Source organism: Paractinoplanes globisporus DSM 43857, assembly GCF_000379645.1.
Classification (GTDB): domain Bacteria; phylum Actinomycetota; class Actinomycetes; order Mycobacteriales; family Micromonosporaceae; genus Actinoplanes; species Actinoplanes globisporus.
In genome coordinates this window covers 110,974-133,220 of record NZ_KB903350.1, presented here as the reverse complement: position 1 = coordinate 133,220, position 22,247 = coordinate 110,974, and the positions used below count along the sequence as shown (strand labels likewise).

At 71.1% G+C, this 22,247-nt stretch carries 22 protein-coding genes and 1 riboswitch; of the genes, 20 read left to right on the top strand and 2 right to left on the bottom strand.

The features are described 5' to 3' along the window. The first annotated feature begins 15 nt into the window (after positions 1-15). The 13 genes from A3CQ_RS0145060 to A3CQ_RS0145000 all read left to right on the top strand — a co-directional run bounded on the left by A3CQ_RS0145060 (position 16) and on the right by A3CQ_RS0145000 (position 14,223). Complete coding sequence (locus tag A3CQ_RS0145060) at positions 16-1,425, top strand: adenosylmethionine--8-amino-7-oxononanoate transaminase (protein ID WP_020517556.1); 1,410 nt, start codon at positions 16-18, stop codon at positions 1,423-1,425. A gap of 223 nt (positions 1,426-1,648) precedes the next feature. Next, positions 1,649-2,479: an orotidine-5'-phosphate decarboxylase gene (gene pyrF / locus A3CQ_RS0145055; RefSeq protein ID WP_020517555.1), complete on the top strand. Its 831-nt coding sequence runs from the start codon at positions 1,649-1,651 to the stop codon at positions 2,477-2,479. A 185-nt stretch (positions 2,480-2,664) separates the two neighbouring features. Then, positions 2,665-2,982, top strand: a complete 318-nt coding sequence (mihF, locus tag A3CQ_RS0145050) for an integration host factor, actinobacterial type (protein ID WP_020517554.1) — start codon at positions 2,665-2,667, stop codon at positions 2,980-2,982. Positions 2,983-3,014: 32 nt separating this feature from the next. Continuing rightward, entirely contained in the window at positions 3,015-3,614 is a 600-nt protein-coding gene (gene gmk / locus A3CQ_RS0145045; protein WP_040434126.1) for a guanylate kinase, read from the top strand. A gap of 13 nt (positions 3,615-3,627) precedes the next feature. After that, complete coding sequence (gene rpoZ / locus A3CQ_RS0145040) at positions 3,628-3,891, top strand: DNA-directed RNA polymerase subunit omega (RefSeq protein ID WP_020517552.1); 264 nt, start codon at positions 3,628-3,630, stop codon at positions 3,889-3,891. A gap of 212 nt (positions 3,892-4,103) precedes the next feature. After that, on the top strand, positions 4,104-5,321 hold the full coding sequence (gene coaBC, locus A3CQ_RS0145035) for a bifunctional phosphopantothenoylcysteine decarboxylase/phosphopantothenate--cysteine ligase CoaBC (protein WP_020517551.1): 1,218 nt from the start codon (positions 4,104-4,106) through the stop codon (positions 5,319-5,321). A gap of 75 nt (positions 5,322-5,396) precedes the next feature. After that, complete coding sequence (gene metK, locus A3CQ_RS0145030) at positions 5,397-6,587, top strand: methionine adenosyltransferase (RefSeq protein ID WP_020517550.1); 1,191 nt, start codon at positions 5,397-5,399, stop codon at positions 6,585-6,587. Positions 6,588-6,952: 365 nt separating this feature from the next. Next, positions 6,953-9,175 carry a primosomal protein N' gene (locus A3CQ_RS0145025; RefSeq protein WP_026206904.1) on the top strand — a complete coding sequence of 741 codons (2,223 nt, stop codon included), beginning with the start codon at positions 6,953-6,955 and terminating at the stop codon, positions 9,173-9,175. Positions 9,176-9,213: 38 nt separating this feature from the next. Continuing rightward, the gene (locus tag A3CQ_RS56295) at positions 9,214-10,419 is read left to right on the top strand and encodes a cytochrome P450 (protein ID WP_020517547.1); all 1,206 of its coding nucleotides are present in this window, start codon (positions 9,214-9,216) and stop codon (positions 10,417-10,419) included. Positions 10,420-10,482: 63 nt separating this feature from the next. Then, complete coding sequence (gene def, locus A3CQ_RS0145015) at positions 10,483-11,040, top strand: peptide deformylase (RefSeq protein ID WP_020517546.1); 558 nt, start codon at positions 10,483-10,485, stop codon at positions 11,038-11,040. Between the two features lie 5 nt (positions 11,041-11,045). Beyond that, on the top strand, positions 11,046-11,972 hold the full coding sequence (gene fmt / locus A3CQ_RS0145010; RefSeq protein WP_026206903.1) for a methionyl-tRNA formyltransferase: 927 nt from the start codon (positions 11,046-11,048) through the stop codon (positions 11,970-11,972). An 85-nt stretch (positions 11,973-12,057) separates the two neighbouring features. Further along, the gene (locus A3CQ_RS0145005) at positions 12,058-13,530 is read left to right on the top strand and encodes an RsmB/NOP family class I SAM-dependent RNA methyltransferase (RefSeq protein ID WP_020517544.1); all 1,473 of its coding nucleotides are present in this window, start codon (positions 12,058-12,060) and stop codon (positions 13,528-13,530) included. A gap of 45 nt (positions 13,531-13,575) precedes the next feature. After that, complete coding sequence (locus A3CQ_RS0145000) at positions 13,576-14,223, top strand: sulfotransferase family protein (protein WP_020517543.1); 648 nt, start codon at positions 13,576-13,578, stop codon at positions 14,221-14,223. Here A3CQ_RS0145000 and A3CQ_RS0144995 read toward each other — a convergent pair. Then, positions 14,198-15,046 carry a septum formation family protein gene (locus tag A3CQ_RS0144995; protein WP_020517542.1) on the bottom strand — a complete coding sequence of 283 codons (849 nt, stop codon included), beginning with the start codon at positions 15,044-15,046 and terminating at the stop codon, positions 14,198-14,200. The two genes, A3CQ_RS0145000 and A3CQ_RS0144995, sit on opposite strands and share 26 nt — an antisense overlap. 91 nt (positions 15,047-15,137) lie before the next feature. Here A3CQ_RS0144995 and rpe point away from each other — a divergent pair, with 91 nt between their 5' ends. From rpe to ribH, 6 genes are all read left to right on the top strand, one after another. Next, complete coding sequence (gene rpe, locus A3CQ_RS0144990; RefSeq protein WP_020517541.1) at positions 15,138-15,818, top strand: ribulose-phosphate 3-epimerase; 681 nt, start codon at positions 15,138-15,140, stop codon at positions 15,816-15,818. Between the two features lie 46 nt (positions 15,819-15,864). Continuing rightward, positions 15,865-16,875, top strand: a complete 1,011-nt coding sequence (locus tag A3CQ_RS0144985) for a GGDEF domain-containing response regulator (protein WP_020517540.1) — start codon at positions 15,865-15,867, stop codon at positions 16,873-16,875. Positions 16,876-16,966: 91 nt separating this feature from the next. Continuing rightward, positions 16,967-17,156, top strand: a riboswitch (FMN riboswitch). A gap of 133 nt (positions 17,157-17,289) precedes the next feature. Next, the gene (gene ribD, locus A3CQ_RS0144980; protein WP_020517539.1) at positions 17,290-18,345 is read left to right on the top strand and encodes a bifunctional diaminohydroxyphosphoribosylaminopyrimidine deaminase/5-amino-6-(5-phosphoribosylamino)uracil reductase RibD; all 1,056 of its coding nucleotides are present in this window, start codon (positions 17,290-17,292) and stop codon (positions 18,343-18,345) included. Then, a complete protein-coding gene (locus tag A3CQ_RS0144975; RefSeq protein ID WP_020517538.1) occupies positions 18,345-18,938 on the top strand; it encodes a riboflavin synthase in 594 nt (197 codons plus the stop codon). Before ribD ends, A3CQ_RS0144975 begins: the two co-directional genes overlap by 1 nt. Continuing rightward, the gene (locus A3CQ_RS0144970; RefSeq protein ID WP_020517537.1) at positions 18,938-20,143 is read left to right on the top strand and encodes a bifunctional 3,4-dihydroxy-2-butanone-4-phosphate synthase/GTP cyclohydrolase II; all 1,206 of its coding nucleotides are present in this window, start codon (positions 18,938-18,940) and stop codon (positions 20,141-20,143) included. The genes A3CQ_RS0144975 and A3CQ_RS0144970 overlap by 1 nt, the downstream gene beginning before the upstream one ends. Positions 20,144-20,177: 34 nt before the next feature. Further along, positions 20,178-20,654: a 6,7-dimethyl-8-ribityllumazine synthase gene (ribH, locus tag A3CQ_RS0144965; RefSeq protein WP_020517536.1), complete on the top strand. Its 477-nt coding sequence runs from the start codon at positions 20,178-20,180 to the stop codon at positions 20,652-20,654. Here the strand turns inward: ribH and A3CQ_RS0144960 are convergent. Beyond that, complete coding sequence (locus A3CQ_RS0144960; protein WP_157297115.1) at positions 20,651-20,914, bottom strand: hypothetical protein; 264 nt, start codon at positions 20,912-20,914, stop codon at positions 20,651-20,653. The two genes, ribH and A3CQ_RS0144960, sit on opposite strands and share 4 nt — an antisense overlap. Before the next feature lie 896 nt (positions 20,915-21,810). On the opposite strand from A3CQ_RS0144960, the gene A3CQ_RS0144955 reads away from it, so the two are divergent. Continuing rightward, positions 21,811-22,071: a hypothetical protein gene (locus tag A3CQ_RS0144955; RefSeq protein ID WP_157297114.1), complete on the top strand. Its 261-nt coding sequence runs from the start codon at positions 21,811-21,813 to the stop codon at positions 22,069-22,071. Positions 22,072-22,247: the final 176 nt, after the last annotated feature.

The window sequence follows — 22,247 nt, the reverse complement described above, 5'->3', positions numbered from 1 at the left end:
TCGGGAAGGGGGGCGATGGGCGGGGACGAGCGCACGCTTGCGTCGGGCCGGGATGAGCGCACGCTTGCGTCGGGCCGGGATGAGCGCACGCTTGCGTCGGGCCGGGATGAGCGCACGCTTGCGTCGGGCCGGGGCGAGCGCACTCTCGCGTCGGGCCGGGATGAGCGCACGCTGCTCGGGCTGGACCGGGCGCACGTCTGGCATCCCTACGGGCCGATGCCGGGCCGGAGCGAGCCCTATCTCGTTGAGAGCGCGGAGGGCGTGCGCCTGAAGCTCGCCGATGGGCGGGAGCTGGTCGACGGGATGTCGTCGTGGTGGGCGGCGATCCACGGGTATCGGCACCCGGTGCTGGACGGGGCGCTGGCCGAGCAGGCGGGGCGGATGAGCCACGTCATGTTCGGCGGGTTGACGCACGAGCCGGCGATCGAGCTGGCCACCACGCTGGTCGACCTGGCGCCGGACGGGCTCGAGCACGTCTTCCTCGCCGACTCGGGGTCGGTCAGCGTCGAGGTGGCGATCAAGATGGCGCTGCAGGCCCAGCTCGCGCGCGGGCACGCCGGGCGGCGCCGGCTGCTCACCTGGCGCGGTGGCTATCACGGTGACACGTTCCACCCGATGACCGTGTGCGACCCGGTCGGCGGTATGCACTCGCTCTGGACCGGGGTGCTGCCGGTGCAGGTCTTCGCCGACCTGCCGCCGGCCGAGTTCGACCCGGTCTACGCCGATTCGCTCCGGGCGCTGGTCGCGGAGCACGCGCACGAGGTCGCGGCCGTGATCGTCGAGCCGGTCGTGCAGGGCGCGGGCGGGATGCGCTTCCACCATCCGGAGTACCTCCGCGTCCTCCGGGAGGTGACGGAGGCGTACGGAATCCTCTTGATCTTTGATGAGATCGCGACCGGCTTCGGGCGGACGGGGGAGTTCTTCGCGGCGGAGCACGCCGGGGTGAGCCCCGACATCATGTGCGTGGGCAAGGCGCTCACGGGCGGCTACCTGACGCTGGCCGCGGCGCTGTGCACCCGGGCGGTCGCCGAGTCGATCTCGGCCGGCGAGGGCGGCGGGCTCGCGCACGGGCCGACCTTCATGGGCAACCCGCTCGCCTGCGCGGTCGCCAACGCCTCCCTGGGGCTGCTGCGCGACACGAACTGGCGATCACTCGTCCGGGTGATCGAAAGCGGTCTCCGGGACGGCCTGGAGCCGCTGCGGGGGGCGCCCGGCGTCGCCGACGTCCGGGTCCTGGGCGCGATCGGCGTGGTCCAGCTCGACCACCCGGTGGACATGCCGAAGGCGACCGCCGCCGCCGTCGATGCCGGCGTGTGGCTGCGCCCGTTCCGGGACCTGATCTACACGATGCCGCCCTACGTGGCATCCGCCGACGACGTGGCCCGCATCGCCGCCGGCATCGCCGCCGCGGTCGCGGTCACCTGACTCACACCACCGGGCGACGTCGCCGTGGGGGCGGCCCGACTCACACCACCGGGGGACGTCGCCGTTGGGGGCGGCCCGACTCACACCATCCGGGACGTCGCCGCGGCGGCGGCCCGCCAACCGCACCGCCCCGGGACGACCCACAGACATGGAACCGGCTCGCATTACCGCGTGACTCGCCGCCGCGGTGGCGGCTATCCGACACGGAAGAGGTATGGCAGCGATGGAGACCTTCGGACAGCGGCTCACGGACGCCATCGGGAAGCGGGGGCCGCTCTGTGTCGGCATCGACCCGCACGCGGCTCTGCTGACCCGGTGGGGGCTCGGCGATGACGTCGCCGGCCTGGAACGCTTCGCCCGTACGGTGGTCGACGCCCTGGCCGATCGGGTAGCCGTGGTGAAGCCTCAGTCCGCGTTTTTCGAGAGATTTGGGTCACGTGGCATCGGCATTCTTGAGTCAACTATCCGACAGTTACGCGAGGCCGGGGCCCTTGTCCTGCTGGACGTGAAGCGCGGCGACATCGGCTCGACGATGGCCGCGTACGCCTCCGCGTACCTTGATCCTTCAAGTTCGCTGAGTGCCGACGCGATTACTGTGAGTCCCTATCTCGGAGTGGGGTCGTTGCAGCCGGCATTCGACCTCGCGGCCGCCAACGGCGCCGGCGTCTTCGTCCTCGCGCTGACGTCCAACCCGGAGGGAGCGAGCGTCCAGCATGCCGTCAATCCGGACGGCCGAACCGTGGCGCAGACCGTGATCGATGAGATTTCCCAGGTCAACGCGGGTGCCCAGCCGCTCGGCAACCTCGGTCTCGTGGTCGGCGCGACGATCGGACGGACCGGTCACGACCTGTCCCAAGTGAACGGTCCGTTGCTCGCTCCGGGGCTCGGCGCGCAGGGCGCGACCCCCTCCGACCTGCGCTCCGTCTTCGGCGAAAGCCTGCGTAACGTGCTGCCGTCGTACTCACGGGAAGTTCTCAACGCGGGACCTTCCGTGTCGGCCCTGAGGGACGCCGCGGAGCGCGCGGTCGATGCCTGCCGGGCCGCTCTCGGGTGACTCGAGCCTGCTTACCAGGCCGGCGGACAACCGGGACGGGGGTACCCCCACGTTGCCGAAAGCGCCGTTGACCGCTAGTTTTCCCCGCGCCGGGAACCACATGCCCCTTTGGTTCCCTGGCACACCACGTTTCACAGAAGCGCCGGTATTCGCTTACCGCCGCGATAGGGACCTGAGGAGAACTGGTGCCGCTCCCGTCACTGAGCCCCGAGCAGCGCGCTGCAGCGCTGGAGAAGGCCGCGGAAGTTCGCAAGGCTCGGGCTGAGCTGAAGGAACAGCTCAAGTCCGGCAAGACCACCCTCGCCGCCGTGCTCGACCGCGCGGAAGAGGACGAGGTCGTCGGCAAGCTGAAGGTCTCGGCCGTGCTTCAGGCGCTGCCGGGCATCGGCAAGATCCGCGCGACGCAGATCATGGAGAAGCTGAAGATCGCTGACAGCCGCCGGCTGCGCGGTCTCGGCGACCAGCAGCGCAAGGCCCTCCTGGGGGAGTTCGCTGCGAACTGACTCACCGGCTCGTGTTGAATGAGCCTGTGAGCATGGATGACGACGCGCGCCCGGCAGCACGCCTCACCGTCCTCTCCGGCCCGTCAGGGGTCGGGAAAGACAGTGTGATCGAGCTGATCCGGGCGCGCTCGCCTTGGATCAAGCTGTCCGTGTCGGTCACGACCCGGAAGAAGCGCGACTACGAGACCGACGGCGAGCACTACCATTTCGTGACCCGTTCGGAGTTCCAGCGGCTGATCGACGGCGGTCAGCTGCTCGAGTGGGCCGAGTTCGCCGGTAACCTCTACGGCACGCCCCGGGCCCAGGTCGAGGGCTGGCTGAGCCAGGGCCAGCCGGTCCTGCTCAAGATCGATCTGCAGGGCGCGCGCCAGGTCCGGGCCGCGATGCCCGAGGCGCAGCTGGTGTTCCTCGCGCCGCCGAGCGTCGAGGAGCTCAAGCGGCGCCTGGTCGGCCGGGGCACGGACGACGAGGACACGATCCGCCGTCGCCTGGCCCACGCCGACGAGGAACTGGCCGCCGAGAAGGAATTCGACCGAACGGTGGTCAACGACTTCGTCGAGCGTGCGGCGGACGAGCTGGTAGGATTGCTCGGTTCGTCATTTCTGACCCCCGCGCAAGCTCCCGATCATTAAGGATCTCTGAACAGTGGGAACCGTAGCCAACCCCGAAGGCATCACCAACCCGCCGATCGACGAGTTGCTCGACAAGACCTCGTCGAAGTACTCGCTGGTGATCTTCGCGGCCAAGCGCGCCCGCCAGGTCAACGCCTACTACAGCCAGCTCGGTGAGGGCCTCCTCGAGTACGTCGGCCCCCTGGTCGAGACCACTCCGCAGGAGAAGCCGCTCTCGATCGCCATGCGCGAGATCAACGCCGGTCTCCTGACCGCCGAGGCTACCGACAATCCGTAAGTCTTCGGGTGCCGTGTGTTCGCGAAAAGCGCGAACCTGACGGCGCTACGGATTGATTCCTGCTCCGGGGGCCGAGCCCCCGGAAACCCCGCGGTGCGGTGGTCGCGCAGGGCGATGTCTTCCGCTTTCGACTCGCCCGCGTCAAACCTGCTCCGTCACAGAAGCTGCGGGTGATCCCGCGTCCCGGTTCGGGGCGCGGGATCATTGCGTTTATGACTGAGGTCGTCCTGGGCGTTTGCGGTGGTATCGCCGCGTACAAGGCGTGTGAGCTGCTGCGGCTGTTCACCGAGTCGGGGCATGGCGTGCGGGTCGTGCCGACCGCCTCGGCCCTGAAGTTCGTGGGCGCGCCCACCTGGGCCGCGCTGTCGGGGCGGCCGGTCGCCACCGAGGTGTGGGACGACGCGCACGAGGTGCCGCACGTGCGGATCGGTCGGAAAGCCGACTTGGTCGTGGTGGCGCCGGCCACGGCCGACCTGCTCGCCAAGGCGGCCCACGGCATCGCCGACGACCTGCTCACCAACACGCTGCTCACGGCGACGTGTCCGATCGTGTACGCGCCCGCGATGCACACCGAGATGTGGGAGAACCCCGCGACGCGTGCCAACGTGGCTACCTTGCGTGAGCGCGGTGCGATCGTCATCGAGCCCGCCGTGGGGCGTCTCACGGGCGCTGACACCGGCAAGGGGCGGCTGCCCGAGCCCGAGTCGATCTATGAGCTTGCTCTCCGCGTACGCCATCGTGGTCTTGAATTCGATCTTGCAGGACGGCACGTCGTGGTGACCGCCGGCGGGACGCGCGAACCGCTCGATCCCGTGCGATTCCTCGGAAACCGGTCATCGGGCAAGCAGGGTTACGCGCTCGCGAAGGCGGCGGCCGCGCGCGGCGCGAAAGTGACGCTCATCGCTGCGAACGTCACCCTGCCCGACCCGGCGGGTGTCGAGATCACCCGAGTGGGTACGACGGAAGACCTGCGTGCGGCCGTGGTCAAGGCGGCGGCCGACGCCGATATCGTGGTCATGGCGGCCGCGCCCGCCGACTTCCGGCCGGCCGCCGTGGCACCCCAGAAGATCAAAAAAACCGATTCCGGTACGCCCGAACCGATCGTCCTCGTGACGAACCCCGACATCGCCGCCGAACTCGGTGCGAACAAACGACCCGGTCAGGTACTCGTGGCATTCGCCGCGGAGACGCAGGATGCTTTGGAGAACGCGAGAGCTAAGTTGACCAGGAAGCGTGCCGACCTGATCGTGGTGAACGAGGTGGGCGCCGACCGGGTGTTCGGCGCCGATCACAATGACGTGACCATCCTCGGATCGGACGGAAGTACCTCGACTCTCGGTGAACTTCCGAAAGCCGATGTGGCCGATATGATTTGGGATCGTGCGATCGCCGTCCACAAGTCCCTGGTCGGCGACGGCGAGGTGACCTAACACCTGGGTGACCGCGTCCGAGCGTGGTGACTACACTCTCGCGATACGTTGAACTTCCAACAGCTGAGGAGCACCGTGGCACGCCGCCTGTTCACCTCCGAGTCGGTCACGGAAGGCCACCCGGACAAGATCGCTGACCAGATCAGCGACGGCATTCTCGACGCCCTGCTCACCCAGGATCCGCGTAGCCGGGTGGCGGTGGAGACGCTCATCACCACCGGCCAGGTCCACGTGGCGGGTGAGGTTACGACCCAGGCGTACGCCGATATCCCGAGCATCGTGCGCGAGACCATCCTGGGTATCGGGTACGACTCGTCCAAGAAGGGCTTCGACGGCGCGTCCTGCGGCGTGAGCGTCTCGATCGGGGCGCAGTCCCCCGACATCGCCCAGGGCGTCGACAGCGCCCTCGAGCTGCGCGAGGGTGACTCCGAGCACGTCCTGGACTCGCAGGGCGCCGGCGACCAGGGCATGATGTTCGGCTTCGCCTGCTCGGAGACCCCCGAGCTGATGCCGCTGCCGATCGCGCTGGCCCACCGGCTCGCCCGCCGCCTGGCCACGGCCCGCAAGGACGGCACCATTCCGTACCTGCGTCCCGACGGCAAGACCCAGGTCACCATCGAGTACGACGGCCTCAAGCCGGTCCGGCTCAACACGGTCGTGGTCTCGTCGCAGCACGCCGCCGACATCTCGCTCGAGAGCCTGCTGACCCCCGACATCCGCGAGCACGTGATCGCGCCCGAGCTCGAGGGCCTGGGCCTCGACACCGAGGGTTACCGCCTGCTGGTCAACCCGACCGGCCGCTTCGAGATCGGCGGCCCCATGGGCGACGCCGGCCTCACCGGCCGCAAAATCATCGTCGACACGTACGGCGGCTACGCCCGCCACGGCGGCGGCGCCTTCTCCGGCAAGGACCCGTCCAAGGTGGACCGTTCCGCCGCGTACGCGATGCGCTGGGTGGCCAAGAACGTCGTGGCCGCCGGCCTGGCCGAGCGCTGCGAGGCCCAGGTCGCCTACGCGATCGGCAAGGCGCACCCCGTGTCCCTGTTCGTCGAGACGTTCGGCACCGAGAACGTCCCCGTCGAGCGCATCGAAAAGGCGATCGGCGAGGTCTTCGACCTCCGCCCCGCCGCCATCATCCGCGACCTCGACCTGCTGCGCCCGATCTACCAGCAGACCGCCGCCTACGGCCACTTCGGCCGCGAGCTGCCCGACCTGCTCTGGGAGAACACCGACCGCGCACAGGACCTGAAGAACGCCGCCGCCTGACGGCCATAAAGGCGCCCCGGGGACTCCCCGGGGCGTCTTTTTTGCCACAGGCGTCCCTTACGTCACGACTTGGCTGTTCTTGATTGGCGGCGAATGCCGCCCAGAGGAACCCGGGGGTGATCTCCTCGCGACGGCAGCCAAGCCAAATCGCAAGAGTGGGTGGGACGCAAACGGGGTGTGTTTGCGTCCCACCCACTCTTGCGATCCCCTACGGCAGCCGCCGCGAGGAGATCACCCCACCCACCGCAAGCAAACCGCCAGGCTGATCTTCTTGTGATGGCCGGGGTGTGGGGCAGAGCCCCGCGGTCTTACCCCCTCCCGACCGAGCCGGGAACTGTCATACGACCCGGGCAGAATATGGGGCGATGACGAGCAAGAGCGCACGCAGCGACAGGACACCGGCCGAACGGTTGCCGGTGGCCCGAGTGTGCGTGGACGTACCCCTGCCCCACCTGGATCGCCCCTTCGACTATCTGGTCGCCACCTCCGACGACGAGGCCGCTCAACCAGGCGTACGGGTAAAGGTGCGGTTCGCCGGCCAGCTGGTGGCGGGCTTCCTGCTGGAGCGAGCCGAGTCCTCCCCGCACGAAGGCAAGCTGGCCTATGTGGACAAGGTGGTCTCCGCCGAGCGGGTCCTCGACCCAGAGGTGGCGCGCCTAGCCCGGGCGGTAGCCGACCGCTATGCCGGAAATCTGTGCGATGTCCTGCGATTGGCGGTGCCACCCCGGCACGCCCGAGTCGAGACGCAGGCAGCAAAGGGTGCGGAGCCACCTCCCGAAGTGACGGCCGATCGCGACAACGTTGCCGGCGGTGATGACGTAGCCGGTCACGATGACGCGGCCGACGGCGACGAGGTTGTAGGCGGCGATGACGTTGCCGGTCACGATGATGCTGCTGGCGGCGATGACATTCCCGGTGGCCGTGAAACTGCCGGTCACGACGGCGCCAGCGACAACGACGCCCGCGCGATCCTGACTGGGGGTCAAGGGGTCCCAGGTTCAAATCCCTCCGCGACGCCCGGCGAGATGCGCCCACCCGACCCGACTGGGTGGAATTCGTATGCGGCCGGACCCGCCTTCCTGCGCGCGCTGGAGGACGGCCGGCCCGCACGAGCCGTCTGGGCCGCACTGCCCGGCGAGGACTGGCCCACCCGGATAGCCGAAGCAGCAGCCGCCACCGTCCGCGCCGGCCGCGGAGTAATCATCGTCGTGGCCGACGCCCGCGACCTGGAGCGAGTCGACCGGGCGCTCGGGACGGTGCTAGGCGAGGGGCGGCACGTAGCGCTGAACGCCGCACTAGGCCCCGCCGAGCGCTATCGACGATTTCTAGCCGCCAGCCGGCATCGGGTATCCGTCGTCGTCGGCACCCGGGCCGCGATGTGGGCCCCGGTCGAGAAACTAGGGCTGGTCGTCATCTGGGACGACGGCGACGACCTGCACGCCGAGCCGCGAGCGCCCTATCCACACGCCCGGGAGGTGCTCCTGACCCGGGCCAGCCTGGCCGACTGCGCAGCGCTGGTCGCAGGCCACGCCCGAACCGGCGAGGCCCAGCTACTACTGGAAACTGGCTGGGCCAAGGAGATCACAGCGACCCGCGAGGTGCTGCGAGCCCGGGCCCCGGCGGTGGCGCCCACGGGCGACGATCCGCAGCTGGCCCGCGACCCGGGCGCCGCCACCGCGCGCCTGCCCAGCCTCGCGTGGGAAACGGCACGCAAGGCGCTGCAAGCGGGAACCCCCGTCCTGGTGCAGGTGCCCCGGCGGGGTTATCTGCCCTCCGTCGCCTGCGCTGACTGCCGCACCCCCGCCCGCTGCCCACACTGCTCCGGCCCACTCGCGCTGGCCGGGGCGCGGGACGTGCCGGCCTGCCGATGGTGCGGGCGGGTCTCCGCGGCCTATGAGTGCCCGGCCTGCGGCGGCCGGCGGCTGCGAGCCTCGGTGACCGGGGCGCGGCGGACCGCGGAGGAGCTCGGGCGAGCCTTTCCCGGGGTGACGGTGCGCACCTCCGGGCGCGACGAGATCCTCGGCACCGTCCCGGAGGCGCCGGCCGTGGTGGTGGCGACGCCGGGGGCCGAGCCGCATGCCGAGGGCGGCTACGGCGCGGTGCTGCTGCTCGACACGTGGGCGTTGCTGACCAGGTCCGACCTGCGCGCGGCCGAGGAGACGATGCGCCGGTGGCTGAACGCGTCGGCCCTGGCCCGGCCGGCCGGGCAGGGCGGCCGGGTGGTCGTGGTGGCCGACGGTTCGCTGGCCACCGTGCAGGCGCTGATCCGCTGGGAGCCGGGATGGTTCGCGGCGCGGGAGCTGGCCGAGCGGCGGGAGCTGGGCTTTCCGCCAGCGGCGCGGATGGCGAGCCTCACCGGCAAGCCCGAGGCGGTGGCCGAGCTGCTCGCGGCGGCCCGGCTGCCCGCGGGGGCCGAGGTGCTCGGGCCGGTCCCGGCCGACGACGACCAGGAGCGGATGCTGGTCCGGACGTCGCGCTCGCAGGCCGCCGCGATGGCACACGCGCTGCACGAGGCCGCCGCCGTCCGCAGCGCCAAGAAAGCGACCCTCGCGGTGCGGATGGAGGTGGATCCCGCGACGATCTTCTGAGGCAGGGAGCGGTTGCGGCAACGGTGGAGGATCGGGGGATGGACGCCTTTGAGGCCGCTGACGCGTTGTTGACCCGGGCCGGGGAGTTCGACCCGAACGAGGCCTACGCGGCGCTGCACGGGCACGGGCCGGTGCTGCAGTTCGCCGATCGGGCGTTTCTCGTCGGTGGGTACGACGCGGTGGATCGCACGCTTCGGGACACCGGCATGGTGACCTATGACGGGGAGCGGCTCGACGCCGTCTGGCCGGGGTGGCGGGAGTATCGGGCCGTGGCGCTGTTCGCCGACTCGATGCTGCGGGCCAACCCGCCTCGGCACACGCGGATGCGGCGGCTGGCCTCGGGCGTGTTCACGGCGCGGCGGGTGGAGTCGCTGCGGGCGGTCATCGCCGAGCAGGTCGACGAGGCGCTGGACGCGCTCGGCGCGTACGCGCAAGGGGTGGATCTTGTGGGTCGGCTGGCCTATCCGTTGCCGATCGGGGTGATCACCGCTCTGCTCGGGGTGCCCAAGGCGGACCGCGGGCAGTTCCGGCGGCTCGCGGCGGCGCTCACGGGGGTGCTCGAGCTGAACTGGAACGAGCAGGACCGGCAGCTGGCCGACGCGGCCGCCGACGAGCTGACCGAGTATTTCGCGCATCTCGTCGCGCTGCGCCGGGACGATCCGCGGGACGACCTGGTCACCGCCCTCGCGGCGGCGCACGAGGCGGACGGCGAGCGGCTCACGGCCGACGAGCTGCTCGCCAATCTCGCGCTTCTGCTGGTCGCGGGCTTCGAGACGACCACGAACCTGATCGGCAATGGCATCGTCCTGCTGCTCGACCACCCCGCGTACGCCGGGAAGCTCCGCGAGGATCCGGGGCTGGCACCCGCGTACGTGGAAGAGGTTTTGCGCATTGATTCACCGGTGCAGCTCACCTCGCGGCATGCCGGCGCCGAATGCGAGATCGGCGGCCTGCGCGTTCCGGCCGGCGCCGAGCTGCTCCTGCTGCTCGGCGCGGCCAACCGGGACCCGGCCCGCTACGAACGGCCGGACGTCTTCGAGCCGGGACGCGCCGGACCCTCGCCGCTGTCGTTCGGCGCCGGCGCGCACTACTGCCTCGGCGCGCCGCTCGCCCGGCTGGAAGCGCAGGTCGCCCTGCCCGCCCTGCTGCGGCGCTTCCCGCGGATGGAGCTGATCGCCCGGCCGCGGCGGCGCCCGCGGATGAACCTGCGCGGATGGCGCGAGGTGGCGGTCACGCTGGCGTGATGACCGGATCGGCACTCCGTAGACTGGTCGGGTGCCGCCCCGGAATGTCAGGAGTACCGCCGCGTGACCGTTCAGCCCATCCGTCTCTTCGGCGATCCCGTGCTGCGCACGCCGGCCGACCCCGTCGTGGACTTCGACAAGGAACTGCGCAACCTCGTGCGCGACCTGGTCGAGACCATGCAGGACGAGGGCGGCGCCGGCCTGGCCGCCCCGCAGCTCGGCGTCGGGCTGCGCGTGTTCACCTTCGACGTGGACGACGTGGTGGGCCACATCGTGAACCCGGTTCTGTCGTTCCCCGACGAGGAGGAGCAGGACGGGCCGGAGGGCTGCCTGTCGATCCCGGGCATCTACATCGACACCAAGCGCCGGCAGAACGTCGTGGCCAACGGCTTCAACGAGCACGGCGACCCGATCCAGCTGGTCGGCACCGGCCTGATGTCCCGCTGCGTGCAGCACGAGACCGACCACCTCGACGGCGTGCTCTTCCTCGACCGGCTCGACGCCGCCTCCCGCAAGGACGCGATGAAGCAGATCCGCGCCGCCGAGTGGTACGACGCCGCGAAACCTCCGCTGATCAAGGAGAGCCCGCACGGCCGGGGCATCTTCGGGCTGGGGCGGTGACCGGCTTGCGCCTCGTCTTCGCCGGCACGCCGGCCGTCACCCTGCCCAGCCTCGACGCGATCGCGGCCTCCCGTCACGAGCTCGTCGCCGTCGTCACCCGTCCCGACGCGCCCGCCGGCCGCGGCCGTCACCTGGTGCGATCGCCCGCCGGCGCCTGGGCCGACGAGCGCGGCATCGAGGTGCTGACGCCGCTGAAGCCGCGGGAGCCCTCGTTTCTGGCGAGGCTGGCGGAGATCGCCCCGGATTGCGTGCCGGTGGTGGCCTATGGCGCACTGGTGCCTCCGAGCGCCCTGGAAATCCCGCGGCATGGATGGATAAATCTTCATTTCTCCCTTTTGCCGGCCTGGCGTGGGGCAGCGCCCGTGCAGCACGCGGTGCTGCACGGCGACGAGGTGACCGGCGCGGCCGTCTTCGAGCTCGAGGCGGGCCTCGACACCGGCCCGATCTACGGCACGCTGACCGAGGAGATTCGTCCGTCCGACACCTCGGGTGACCTGCTCGAACGGCTCGCGGTGAACGGCGCGGGCCTGCTCGTGGCCGTGCTGGACGCGATCGAGGCCGGCACGGCGGTGGCTCATCCGCAGCCGGCCGACGGCGTGACCTTCGCGCCGAAGGTGACCGTCGAGGACGCCCGGGTGCGATGGAACGACCCCGGCTTCGCGGTCGACCGGCGTATCCGGGCCTGCACGCCGGCGCCGGGCGCGTGGACGACCTTCCGCGACGAGCGGGTGAAGCTGGGCCCGGTGCGCCCGATCGCCAACGGTCCCGATCTCAAGAATGGTGACCTGCTCGTGGAAAAGAACCAGGTGCTGGTCGGCACGGCCACCACCGCCGTCGCGCTGGGCGAGGTGCGCGCGGCGGGAAAGAAGGCGATGCCGGCCACCGACTGGGCCCGCGGCCTGCGGATCCAGCCGGGGGAGCGGCTGGTATGACCGCCTGCACCGAGCGGCACTCAGCCGCACCAGACGACGGCATTTCCGGCGAGGGCCGGAAGGGCATGCCCGAGGAGGGCACAGCGTGAGCGACCATCGCGCGGGGCGCCCGCACGGGTCGGGTCGTCCCAAGGGCACCGCGGGTCCGGGTTACAGCCGGGACTCCCGCACCGGCCGCGCTCCCCGGGGCGGCCGGCCGCCGTCCGATCCGGCCCGCCAGGCCGCGTACGAGGCGATCGCCGCGGTGCACCGGGATGACGCGTACGCGAACCTCGTGCTCGCCGACATCCTCCGGGGCATGGCGCTGAGCGGGCGCGACGCCGCCTTCGCCACCGAGCTCACCTACGGCACGCTGCGCGCCCTCGGCACCCTCGACCTGATCGTCGGGGCGGCCGCCGGGCGGGACGTGGCCCGCATCGACCCGCCCGCCCGCGACGCGCTCCGCCTGGGCGCCTACCAGCTGCTCTACACCCGGGTGCCGGCCCACGCGGCGGTCAACCAGACCGTCGACCTGGTGCGCTCGGTCGCCCCGGGCGCGACCGGCTTCGCGAACGCGGTCATGCGCGCGATCACCGAGACGCCGCTGGACGACTGGCTCAAGCGGCTCGCCCCCGCCTACGACGTCGACCCGGTCGGCAACCTCGCCGTCCTGCACAACCACCCGCAGTGGATCGTGCGGGCGTTCGCCGAGGCGCTCGGCGGCGACCTCGAGGAGACCGCCCGCCTGCTGATCGAGGACAACCAGGCCCCGGTCGTGCACCTGTGCGCGCGCCCGGGCCGGGCCGACGCGATCGAGCTGGCCGACGAGGTCGGCGGCGTGCCGGGGGCCTTCTCGCCGTACGCCGTCTACCTGAACGGCGGCTCCCCGCGCGAGCTGGCCGCGATCGCCGACGGCCGCGCCCACGTCCAGGACGAGGGCTCGCAGTTGGTGGCGGCCGCGCTGCTCGCCGCCCCGATCGAGGGCCGGGACACGCGCTGGCTCGACCTGTGCGCGGGCCCGGGCGGTAAGGCCGGGCTGCTAGGCTCGATCGCCGCGCTGCGTGGCGCCGAGGTCACCGCGGTCGAGGTGGCCGAGCACCGGGCGCGCCTGGTCGAGCACGCCACCGAGGGCATGCCGGTGACGGTCCTGCCGATGGACGGGCGCTCGGTCGGCCGCGACCCCGACCTGCCGGAGGAGTCCTTCGACCGGGTCCTGGTCGACGCGCCGTGCACCGGGCTGGGCTCGCTGCGCCGCCGGCCCGAGTCACGCTGGCGTCGGCAGCCGTCCGACCTTCCGGCGCTCACGAAGCTGCAGCGGGAACTGCTGGTGGCGGCGTTGCGCGCGGTGCGCCCGGGCGGCCTGGTCGCGTACGTGACCTGCTCGCCGCACATGGTGGAGACGCAGGTGACGGTGACCGAGGGCGCGCGGCGCAGCGGCGTGGAGGTCGATTTCGTCGACGCGCGCCCCCTGCTGCCGCCGGGAATGCCCGGCCTCGGCGCCGGTCCGACGGTGCAATTGTGGCCGCACCGGCACGGTACCGACGCGATGTTCCTGGCGGTCCTTCGCCGTACTTCTTGACGATTTTTGTCGAATGGATCGAGATGGTTCGGGTATAACCGGGCCATGGATGTGATCGGCGTGGGCTTCGGCCGGACCGGAACACTCAGCCTCAAGGTGGCGCTCGAGCAGCTCGGATTCGGGCCCTGCATGCACATGTTGCCGCTGCTGGACGACCCGTGGCGGGCCACACTGCTGTCCCACGCGGCGGACGGCGATATGGCGTGCCTCGATGCGGCCTTTGACGATTATCGATCTACTGTCGATTGGCCGGGCGCCTATTTCTGGCGCGAGCTGACCGCGCGTCATCCGCGGGCGCGCGTGATCCTGACCGTTCGCGACCCCGACCGGTGGTACGACAGCGCATTCAAGACTATCTATACCGCCGCGACCACGGACGGGTCGCTCCCGCCGTCCATGGCCGCCGGCCGCGAGATGGCCGAGAAGACGGTCTGGGACGGGACTTTCGGTGGGCGGTTCGCCGACCGCGAGGCGACGATCCAGCTTTTCCAAGATCACAATGCGGCCGTACGCGCCGAGATCGCCCCCGACCGCCTGCTGGAGTTCACGGTCGGCGAGGGCTGGGGGCCGCTCTGCGAGTTCCTCGGTGTGCCCGCGCCGGCCACTCCGTTCCCGCGCCTCAACGACGAGTCGGCGTTCCACCAGAACCTTCAGGAACGGATGACGCTCACCGCCGCGCGTAGTGGATCTTGAGTTTCCCGGGACCGGCGTTGCGGTAGGAACCGGTCATCCGCTCGCCGTTGAGCCACAGGAAGCAGCGGATCGCCCGGTCGCCCATCTGCCACGCCGTGTCGTCGGGCGGGAAGCCCAGCCAGCCGATGCGGCTCGGCAGCGAGTCGTCGTCGGCGAGGCCGGTGAACTTCGCGATCGCCGAGTCGCAGCCCTTCGCCAGTTCCTCGCCGGAGAGGTCGGACGACTTGGCGCGCTTGGTGGCGAACAACCCCGCGAACTCGGCGGTGTGACTGCTCGCGCAGGCGACCGGGTGCATCTGGCTGACCGTGTCGCCGGCGATGGTCGGGTTGGCGCAGCCCATCCGCAGCTTGCCGCCGGCCCGGACGCTGCCCTTCATGCTGCCCGTGCGGTGGACCAGGGCCCCGTCGACCGGGGACGTCTCGGCGACGTCGCAGCGCACCCACCGGGCGCCGCCGGTCCAGGCCGCCTTGCTGGGCAGCACCGGCTGGAGCACCACCCACCCGGTGCGCCAGTCGCCGCCCAGGAACGCCGTCGCCGCCTTCGAGCACGCGGCGAAGGCCTGGGCGGCGCTCCGCTGGGCCAGCGCCGGCACGGCCACGGTCTCGGCCAGGTGCGACGAGGAGCACGGCACCGGGTCGTCGTTGTCGGCGGTCGCGTTCTGCACGAGGTCGGAGTGACAGGTGCCGCCCTGCGGCTTGAACTGGGTGGCCGCCGCCATCGGCTTCCAGTCGTCGGTGATGTCGCCGTCGACCCCGCTCGGCGTGGCGCTGCAGCCGGCGAGAGCGGCGACCCCCGCCACGGCCACCAGCCACCGCCGCCGCATCGATCGCCTCCCCGGGTCACTCGGACGGGTCACTCTATCGGTTGTCCACAGGAGGCGGAGGAGGGCGGTCCGCGCGCTCTAGACTGCCCCCGTGGACGCTAAGCCGATCATCGCCCCGAGCATCCTGGCCGCCGACTTCGCCCGTCTCGCCGACGAGGTGGGTGCGATCGAGGGCGCGGCCGACTGGGTGCACGTCGATGTCATGGACAACCACTTCGTGCCCAACCTGACCATCGGGCTGCCCGTGGTGCAGAGCCTGCGCAAGTCGGTCAGCATCCCGTTCGACGTGCACCTGATGATCACCGACCCCGAGCGCTGGGCGCCGGGGTACGCGGAGGCCGGGGCATACAACGTGACCTTCCACGCCGAGGCCTGCGAGAACCCGGTGGCCCTGGCCAAGACGCTGCGCGCCGCCGGGTCGAAAGCCGGGCTCGCGATCGACCGGGACACCCCCGTCGAGCCCTACCTCGAGCTCCTGCCGTACCTCGACACGCTGCTGATCATGACGATCAAGGCCGGTTTCGGCGGCCAGAAATTCCTGCCCGAGATGCTCGACAAGGTGCGCGACGTGCGCCGACGCATCTCCGCGAAGAACCTCGAGGTGCGGCTCGAGGTCGACGGCGGCATCGCTGCCGACACGATCGAGGAGGCGGCGGCGGCCGGCGCCGATGCATTTGTGGCCGGCACCGCGGTCTACGGCGCGTCCGACCCGGCCGAGGCGGTTCGACGCCTTCGCGCACTGGCCGAACAGGCCCGTCCGTCGCATGATTGAGCCGATTTAAGTCGGCCTTAACGGGGACCTGCAGCGGGGAGAGCGGATGAGCACCGGCGCGGTGCGCGACGACGTCGACGAGCTGGGCCCGGAACCGGAGGAGCGGCCCGATCTCATCCTGGTCGTCGACGACGATCAGGACATCGCGGGCTTCGTCGAGTTCAACCTCAAGATCCAGGGGTACGACGTGATCCGCGCCCGGGACGGTGAGCACGCCCTCGAGGTCATGCAGGACAACCGCCCCGACCTGGCCGTCGTCGACTGGATGATGCCCCGCATGGACGGCGTCGAGCTGACCCGCCGGCTGCGCGCCGAGCCGCTGACCTCCGCCCTCCCGGTGATCATGCTGACCGCCAAGAGCATGACCGTCGACAAGGTGGTGGGCCTGACCACCGGCGTCGACGACTACCTGGTCAAGCCGTTCGACACCGCCGAACTGATCGCCCGGGTGGCCTCCACGCTGCGGCGCAACAAGGAGTTCCGGGAGGTCTCCCCGCTGACCGGGCTGCCCGGCAACGCCCGGGTGCGGCGCGAGATCTCCGACCGGATGAAGGCCGGCGGCGAGTACTCGGTCGGCTACATCGACATCGACCGGTTCAAGAGCGTCAACGACGTGTACGGGTTCGACCGCGGCGACGAGTTCATCACGGCGCTCGCCCGCAGCCTGCACAAGGCGGTGACCTCGATCGGGCCGCCCTCGATCTTCCTGGGCCACATCGGCGGCGACGACTTCGTCTTCATCTGCACGCCCGATCAGGTCCTGCCGCTGACGAAGCGCACGGTGACCGACTTCGAGCAGGCCGCCGACCAGCTGTACGACTCGTCCGACGCCGAGCGCGGCTACATCGAGGTCCCCGACCGCCGCGGCAACAAGAACAGGGCGGCCCTCGTGACGCTCTCGATCGGCGTCGCCCAGGCCACGATCGACGGCCGGAAGTTCACCGACCCCCGGGTGGTGATCGCGGTGGCCTCCGAGATGAAGAAGGTGGCCAAGTCGCAGCCCGGGTCGTACGTGGCGATCGACCGCCGCCGCAGCGAGGCCGAGGCGGACGAATAGGCTGACCTGCGGTTTCCGGCCGCGATGTGAGATGGCTCGCGCACAGGGTGGCAAAAACGTCCGCCCGTGCAACACTCGTGGGTGACCCACCACGCGCTGGCGGGACTCGGTGAAATTCCGAACCGGCGGTGATCCGATGCGCATGCATCGGTAAGCCCGCGACCCGGACGTCGTCATCGACGGACGGTGGACCTGGTGAAAATCCAGGGCCGACGGTTGATCGAGTGGCACTGCGAAAGCGGAGCCACACGGTCAGACAGTCCGGATGGGAGACAGCGCGCTGGATCGGACCGAGGGCGCGCGTGTCGTGCCGTCGACCGGGGTGCGCGAAGCGTACCCGGCTGTCCGATTCCTGGCGTTATCTCCCGCTTCCTTCGGCGCGTGACCGCACCGCGCTGAGAGGACGTAAGCGGAATGGTGACCGAGGACGAGGCGATGCGCCGCGCGATCGCGCTGGCCGCCCGTGGCCTCGGCACGACCAGCCCCAACCCGGTCGTCGGCTGCCTGCTGCTCGACGCCGAGGGCGAGGTCGTCGGGGAGGGCTTCCACGCGTACGCCGGCGGGCCGCACGCCGAGATCGTCGCGCTCGCCCAGGCCGGTGAGCGGGCCCGGGGCGGCACCGCCGTGGTCACCCTCGAACCCTGCAACCACACCGGGCGCACCGGTCCGTGCAGCCATGCGCTGATCAACGCGGGCGTCCGGCGCGTGGTGATCGCCGTGGACGACCCGACGCCGGTCGCGGCCGGTGGCGCCACCACGCTGCGGGCCGCGGGGGTGCAGGTCGAGACCGGGGTTCGCCGCAAGGAGGCGGAGCAGGGCAACGTCGCCTGGCTCACCGCGGTGCGGCGCGGCCGGCCGTACGTGACCTGGAAGTTCGCCGCCACCCTGGACGGCCGCTCGGCCGCCGCCGACAACACCAGCCAGTGGATCACCTCGGCGCCCGCCCGCAGCGACGTGCACGTGCTCCGCAGCACGATGGACGCGATCATGGTGGGGGCCGGGACGGTGGTCGCCGACGACCCGCAGCTGACCGTCCGCGACCTGCGCGACGGCACACTCGCCATCAAACAGCCGCTGCGCGTGGTCGTCGACTCGCAGGGGCGTACGCCCAGAAAAGCTCGGGTCCGCGACGTCGCGGCGCCCACCTGGATCGTCACCACCGCCGAGGTCGGCGCCGGGCCGGACGGCCGCGTCGACCTGAACTCCCTGCTCGCCGCCCTGTTCGGGCGCGGTATCCGCTCGGTGCTGCTGGAGGGCGGGCCGACGCTGGCCGGCTCGTTCCTGGCCGCCGGGCTGGTCGACCAGGTGATCGGCTACGTCGCGCCGAAACTGCTCGGTGCCGGCAAGCCCGCGCTGGTCGACGCGGGCGTCGGCACCATCGCCGACGCCATCGAACTCGATCTCACCGACATCGCGCAGATCGGCCCCGACCTGCGCTTCATCGCATCGCTCCGGCAAAAGGAGAGCTGATGTTCACCGGCATCGTCGAAGAATTGGGTGAGGTCGTCCGCCTCGTCGACGCGGGCGGCGACTCCGCGGTCATCGCGGTACGCGGGCCCGTCGTCACCAGCGACGCGCGGCACGGCGACTCGATCTCGGTAAACGGGGTCTGTCTCACCGTGATCGAGAACGAGGACGGCATCTTCACCGCCGACGTGATGGGCGAGACGTTACGCCGCTCGTCGCTGGGCGCGCTGCGGGTGGGCAGCCAGGTCAACCTGGAGCGCGCGGCGACCGTGGGCAGCCGCCTCGGCGGTCACCTGGTGCAGGGTCACGTGGACGGGGTCGCCCAGATCCTCGACCGCACGCCCGAGTCGGAGTGGGAGGTGCTGCGGTTCTCGCTGCCGCCGGCTCTCTCGAAGTACGTGGTGGAGAAGGGCTCGATCACCGTCGACGGGGTGTCGCTGACCGTCATGGCGGTGGACGACGAGTCGTTCAGCGTCGGACTGATCCCGACCACCCTCAAGCTGACCGTCCTGGGGTCCAAGAGTGCCGGTGACCCCGTGAACCTCGAGGTCGACGTGATCGCAAAGTACGTGGAAAAGATGCTGGGGAGCCGATGATGTTCGAAGACGTTGAGCGGGCGATCGCCGACATTGCGGCGGGCCGCCCGGTGATCGTGGTCGACGACGAGGACCGGGAGAACGAGGGCGACCTGATCTTCGCGGCCGAGAAGGCCACGCCGGAACTGGTCGCGTTCATGGTGCGCTACACCTCCGGGTACATCTGCGCGCCGATCACCGAGGCCGAGGCCGACCGCCTCGACCTCCCCCCGATGTTCCACACCAACCAGGACCGGCGCGGTACGGCGTACGCCGTGACCGTCGACGCGAGCGAGGGGGTCAGCACCGGCATCTCGGCCGCCGACCGGGCCCGTACCCTGCGGTTGCTCTCCTCCCCGGAGACCCGCCCGACCGACCTCTCGCGGCCCGGCCACGTGGTCCCGTTGCGGGCCAAGGCGGGCGGGGTGCTGCGCCGCCCGGGTCACACCGAGGCCGCGATCGACCTCGCCGTGCTGGCCGGGTTGCGCCCGGCCGGGGTGCTCTGCGAGATGGTCAACGACGACGGCACCATGCAGCGCCGGCCCGACCTGGAGCGGTTCGCGAAGGAGCACGACCTCGCGCTGATCACGATCGCCGACCTGGTGGCGTACCGGCGCCTGCACGAGAAGCAGGTCGAGCGGGTCGTCGAGACCCGGCTGCCGACCGAGCACGGCGAGTTCACCGCGGTCGGCTACCGCGCCCTGGTCGACGACGGCGAGCACGTGGCGCTGGTCTTCGGCGAGATCGGCGACGGCGAGGACGTGCTGGTCCGGGTGCACTCGGAGTGCCTGACCGGGGACGTCTTCGGCTCGAAGCGCTGCGACTGCGGACCGCAGCTGGACGCGGCGCTGCAGCGGGTCGCCGAGGCCGGCCGGGGCGTGGTGCTCTACATGCGCGGGCACGAGGGCCGGGGGATCGGCCTGCTGCACAAGCTGCAGGCCTACCAGCTGCAGGACCGCGGCTTCGACACGGTGGACGCGAACCTCGAGCTCGGTCTGCCGGCCGACGCCCGGGACTACGGGACGGGCGCGCAGATCCTGTACGACCTGGGCGTGCGCTCGATGCGGCTGCTCACCAACAACCCGGCGAAGCGGGCCGGCCTGGAGGGCTACGGGCTCACCGTGACCGGTCGCGAGGCGCTGCCCGTGCGCCTGCACCCGGAGAACGTGCGCTACCTGCGGACCAAGCGGGACCGCATGGGCCACCTGTTTGAGGCCCTGGGCTGACGTAGGATGAAATTGTCGGAAAAAGGGGGCAGAGATGGCCGGCTTCGGTGATCCGCACATGCAGACGGTCGACGCGGCCGGGCTGCGGCTCGGCATCGTCGGCGCGCGCTGGCACGCCGACCTGATCGATCACATGATCGAGCGGGCCAAGGCGGCGGCCGAGGCCTGCGGCGTATCGGACGTGGTGGTGCACCGCGTCGCGGGCGCCGTCGAGCTTCCGGTGGTGGCGCAGGCCCTGGCGAGACAATGCGACGCGGTCGTCGCGATCGGCGTCGTGATCAAGGGCGAGACCGAGCATTTCGAGTACGTCTGCGACTCCGTCACCACGGGCCTGACGAGGATCGCGCTCGACGAGCACACCCCCGTCGCCCACGGCGTGCTCACGGTCCACAGCCTCGGCCAGGCCCGCGACCGCGCCGGCCTCGAGGACTCGATCGAGGACAAGGGCTGGCAGAGCACGGTGGCCGCGCTGGACGCCGCCCTGGTCCTGCGCGAGCTGTCGAAGCCCTAGGCGAGTTCGATCGGGACGACCACCAGCGGGTCGACCTGAAAGCACCCCGCCCCGGCGCAGGCCCACACCTGGGCGTACGCGACGCCGGGGCGGAACGGCACGCCGCCGGCCGGCAGCACCATGTCCCGCGACCGGCGGCCACACGGCTCCCGGATAGTGCCGGTGGCGGCGGCCACGTGCGCCCCCGTCCGCTGCGCGACTGAGATCCCCAGCGAGTAACTCCCCGTGACCCCGGCCGGGCAGTCGGCCGTGTAACGCACGGCAACGCCCTGACCGGCCACGGTCGCCGACCGCAGATCAAAATCAAGCGGATCAGCCGCGCCCACCGGCCCAAATCCAGCGGACGCGGCCGTTAAGCACGCGGCAACGACTAACTGAAGCATGGCGGTGCCCCCCGGAGACACGGCTCGGGAGCCGCCTCCCCCCGGTGGCGGTAGAACCCCCGTGCCCGCCGATGCAGAGTGCCACCCACCCGAGCGCCCACGCCCGTGTCGGTCCGTGATCCGACCCCGCAACCCCGCCGGCCACCCGGCGCCGCCGAGGCCGTGTCGACCGCCCGGGCCCGCCGCAACGCCCCGGCCCAACGTAGTCGCCGCCCCGCACGCCGCGCCGGGATGCGGTTGCCGGCTCGCGCGCCGCGGCGGGATGCGGTTGCCGGCTCGCGCGCCGCGGCGGGATGCGGTTGCCGGCCCGCGCGCCGCGGTGGGATGCGGTTGCCGGCTCGTGCGCCGCGGTGGGATGCGGTTGCCGGCACGCGCGCCGCGGTGGGATGCGGTTGCCGGCACGCGCGCCGCGGTGGAATGCGGTTGCCGGCACGCGCGCCGCGGTGGAATGCGGTTGCCGGCACGCGCGCCGCAACACCTCGGCCCGACGTCGTCGTCCTGTCGTGCGCTATTCGGGACCTCGACGTCGCGTGCATTATTCGCGGCGGGGTGGGCCGTTCTGCGGCGGCAGCACGCCCCGAAATACCATTTTTCGGTGGCGACGGGAATGTGACATCGGGCCCGTAGGGACGCTGCACAAGATGCTTTCGTGGGATCCAGAATAATTCGTGGAGTGATGCCGGGAGGGAATGGCCCGGCTCCGCCGAGCGCCCGAAAAGAACGTGTCGCGGCCCGCATATAACGTGGACTTTTCGGCGGGGTGGGACGACTGCTTGCCCGCGGCGTCCGCGGTGGGAGTGGGCTGGGGCGCCTGGCTGTTGCCGGGGTGCGCGTCGGTGGGAGTGGGCTGGGCCGTCTGGCCGTTCGCGGCGTGGGCGGTGGGTGTGGGCTGGGCTGCCGGGCTGTTGGCGGGGCTTGCGATCGGCTCGGCGGTGGTGGGCCGGGATGCCTGCTCGCCGGTGGATCGGGTCGGCCGCTCGGCGGGGATGGGTTGCGCCACCGCGAGGCTCGGCATCTCGGCGTCACTGCCATGAAGGCGACGCCACTTCCGAGCATGCCGCTGAGCAAGGCCCCACGCGCGATGCCGGGCGTGCTCGCGGCGAAATTGCTCGGCCGCGGGAGAATAGCGGCGTGACCGGGTGCGATCGCGCATTACGGCAAGTTGGGTCCGGGTGAAGAAGCTCAGCTGTCCCACCCCTAAATTATTTCA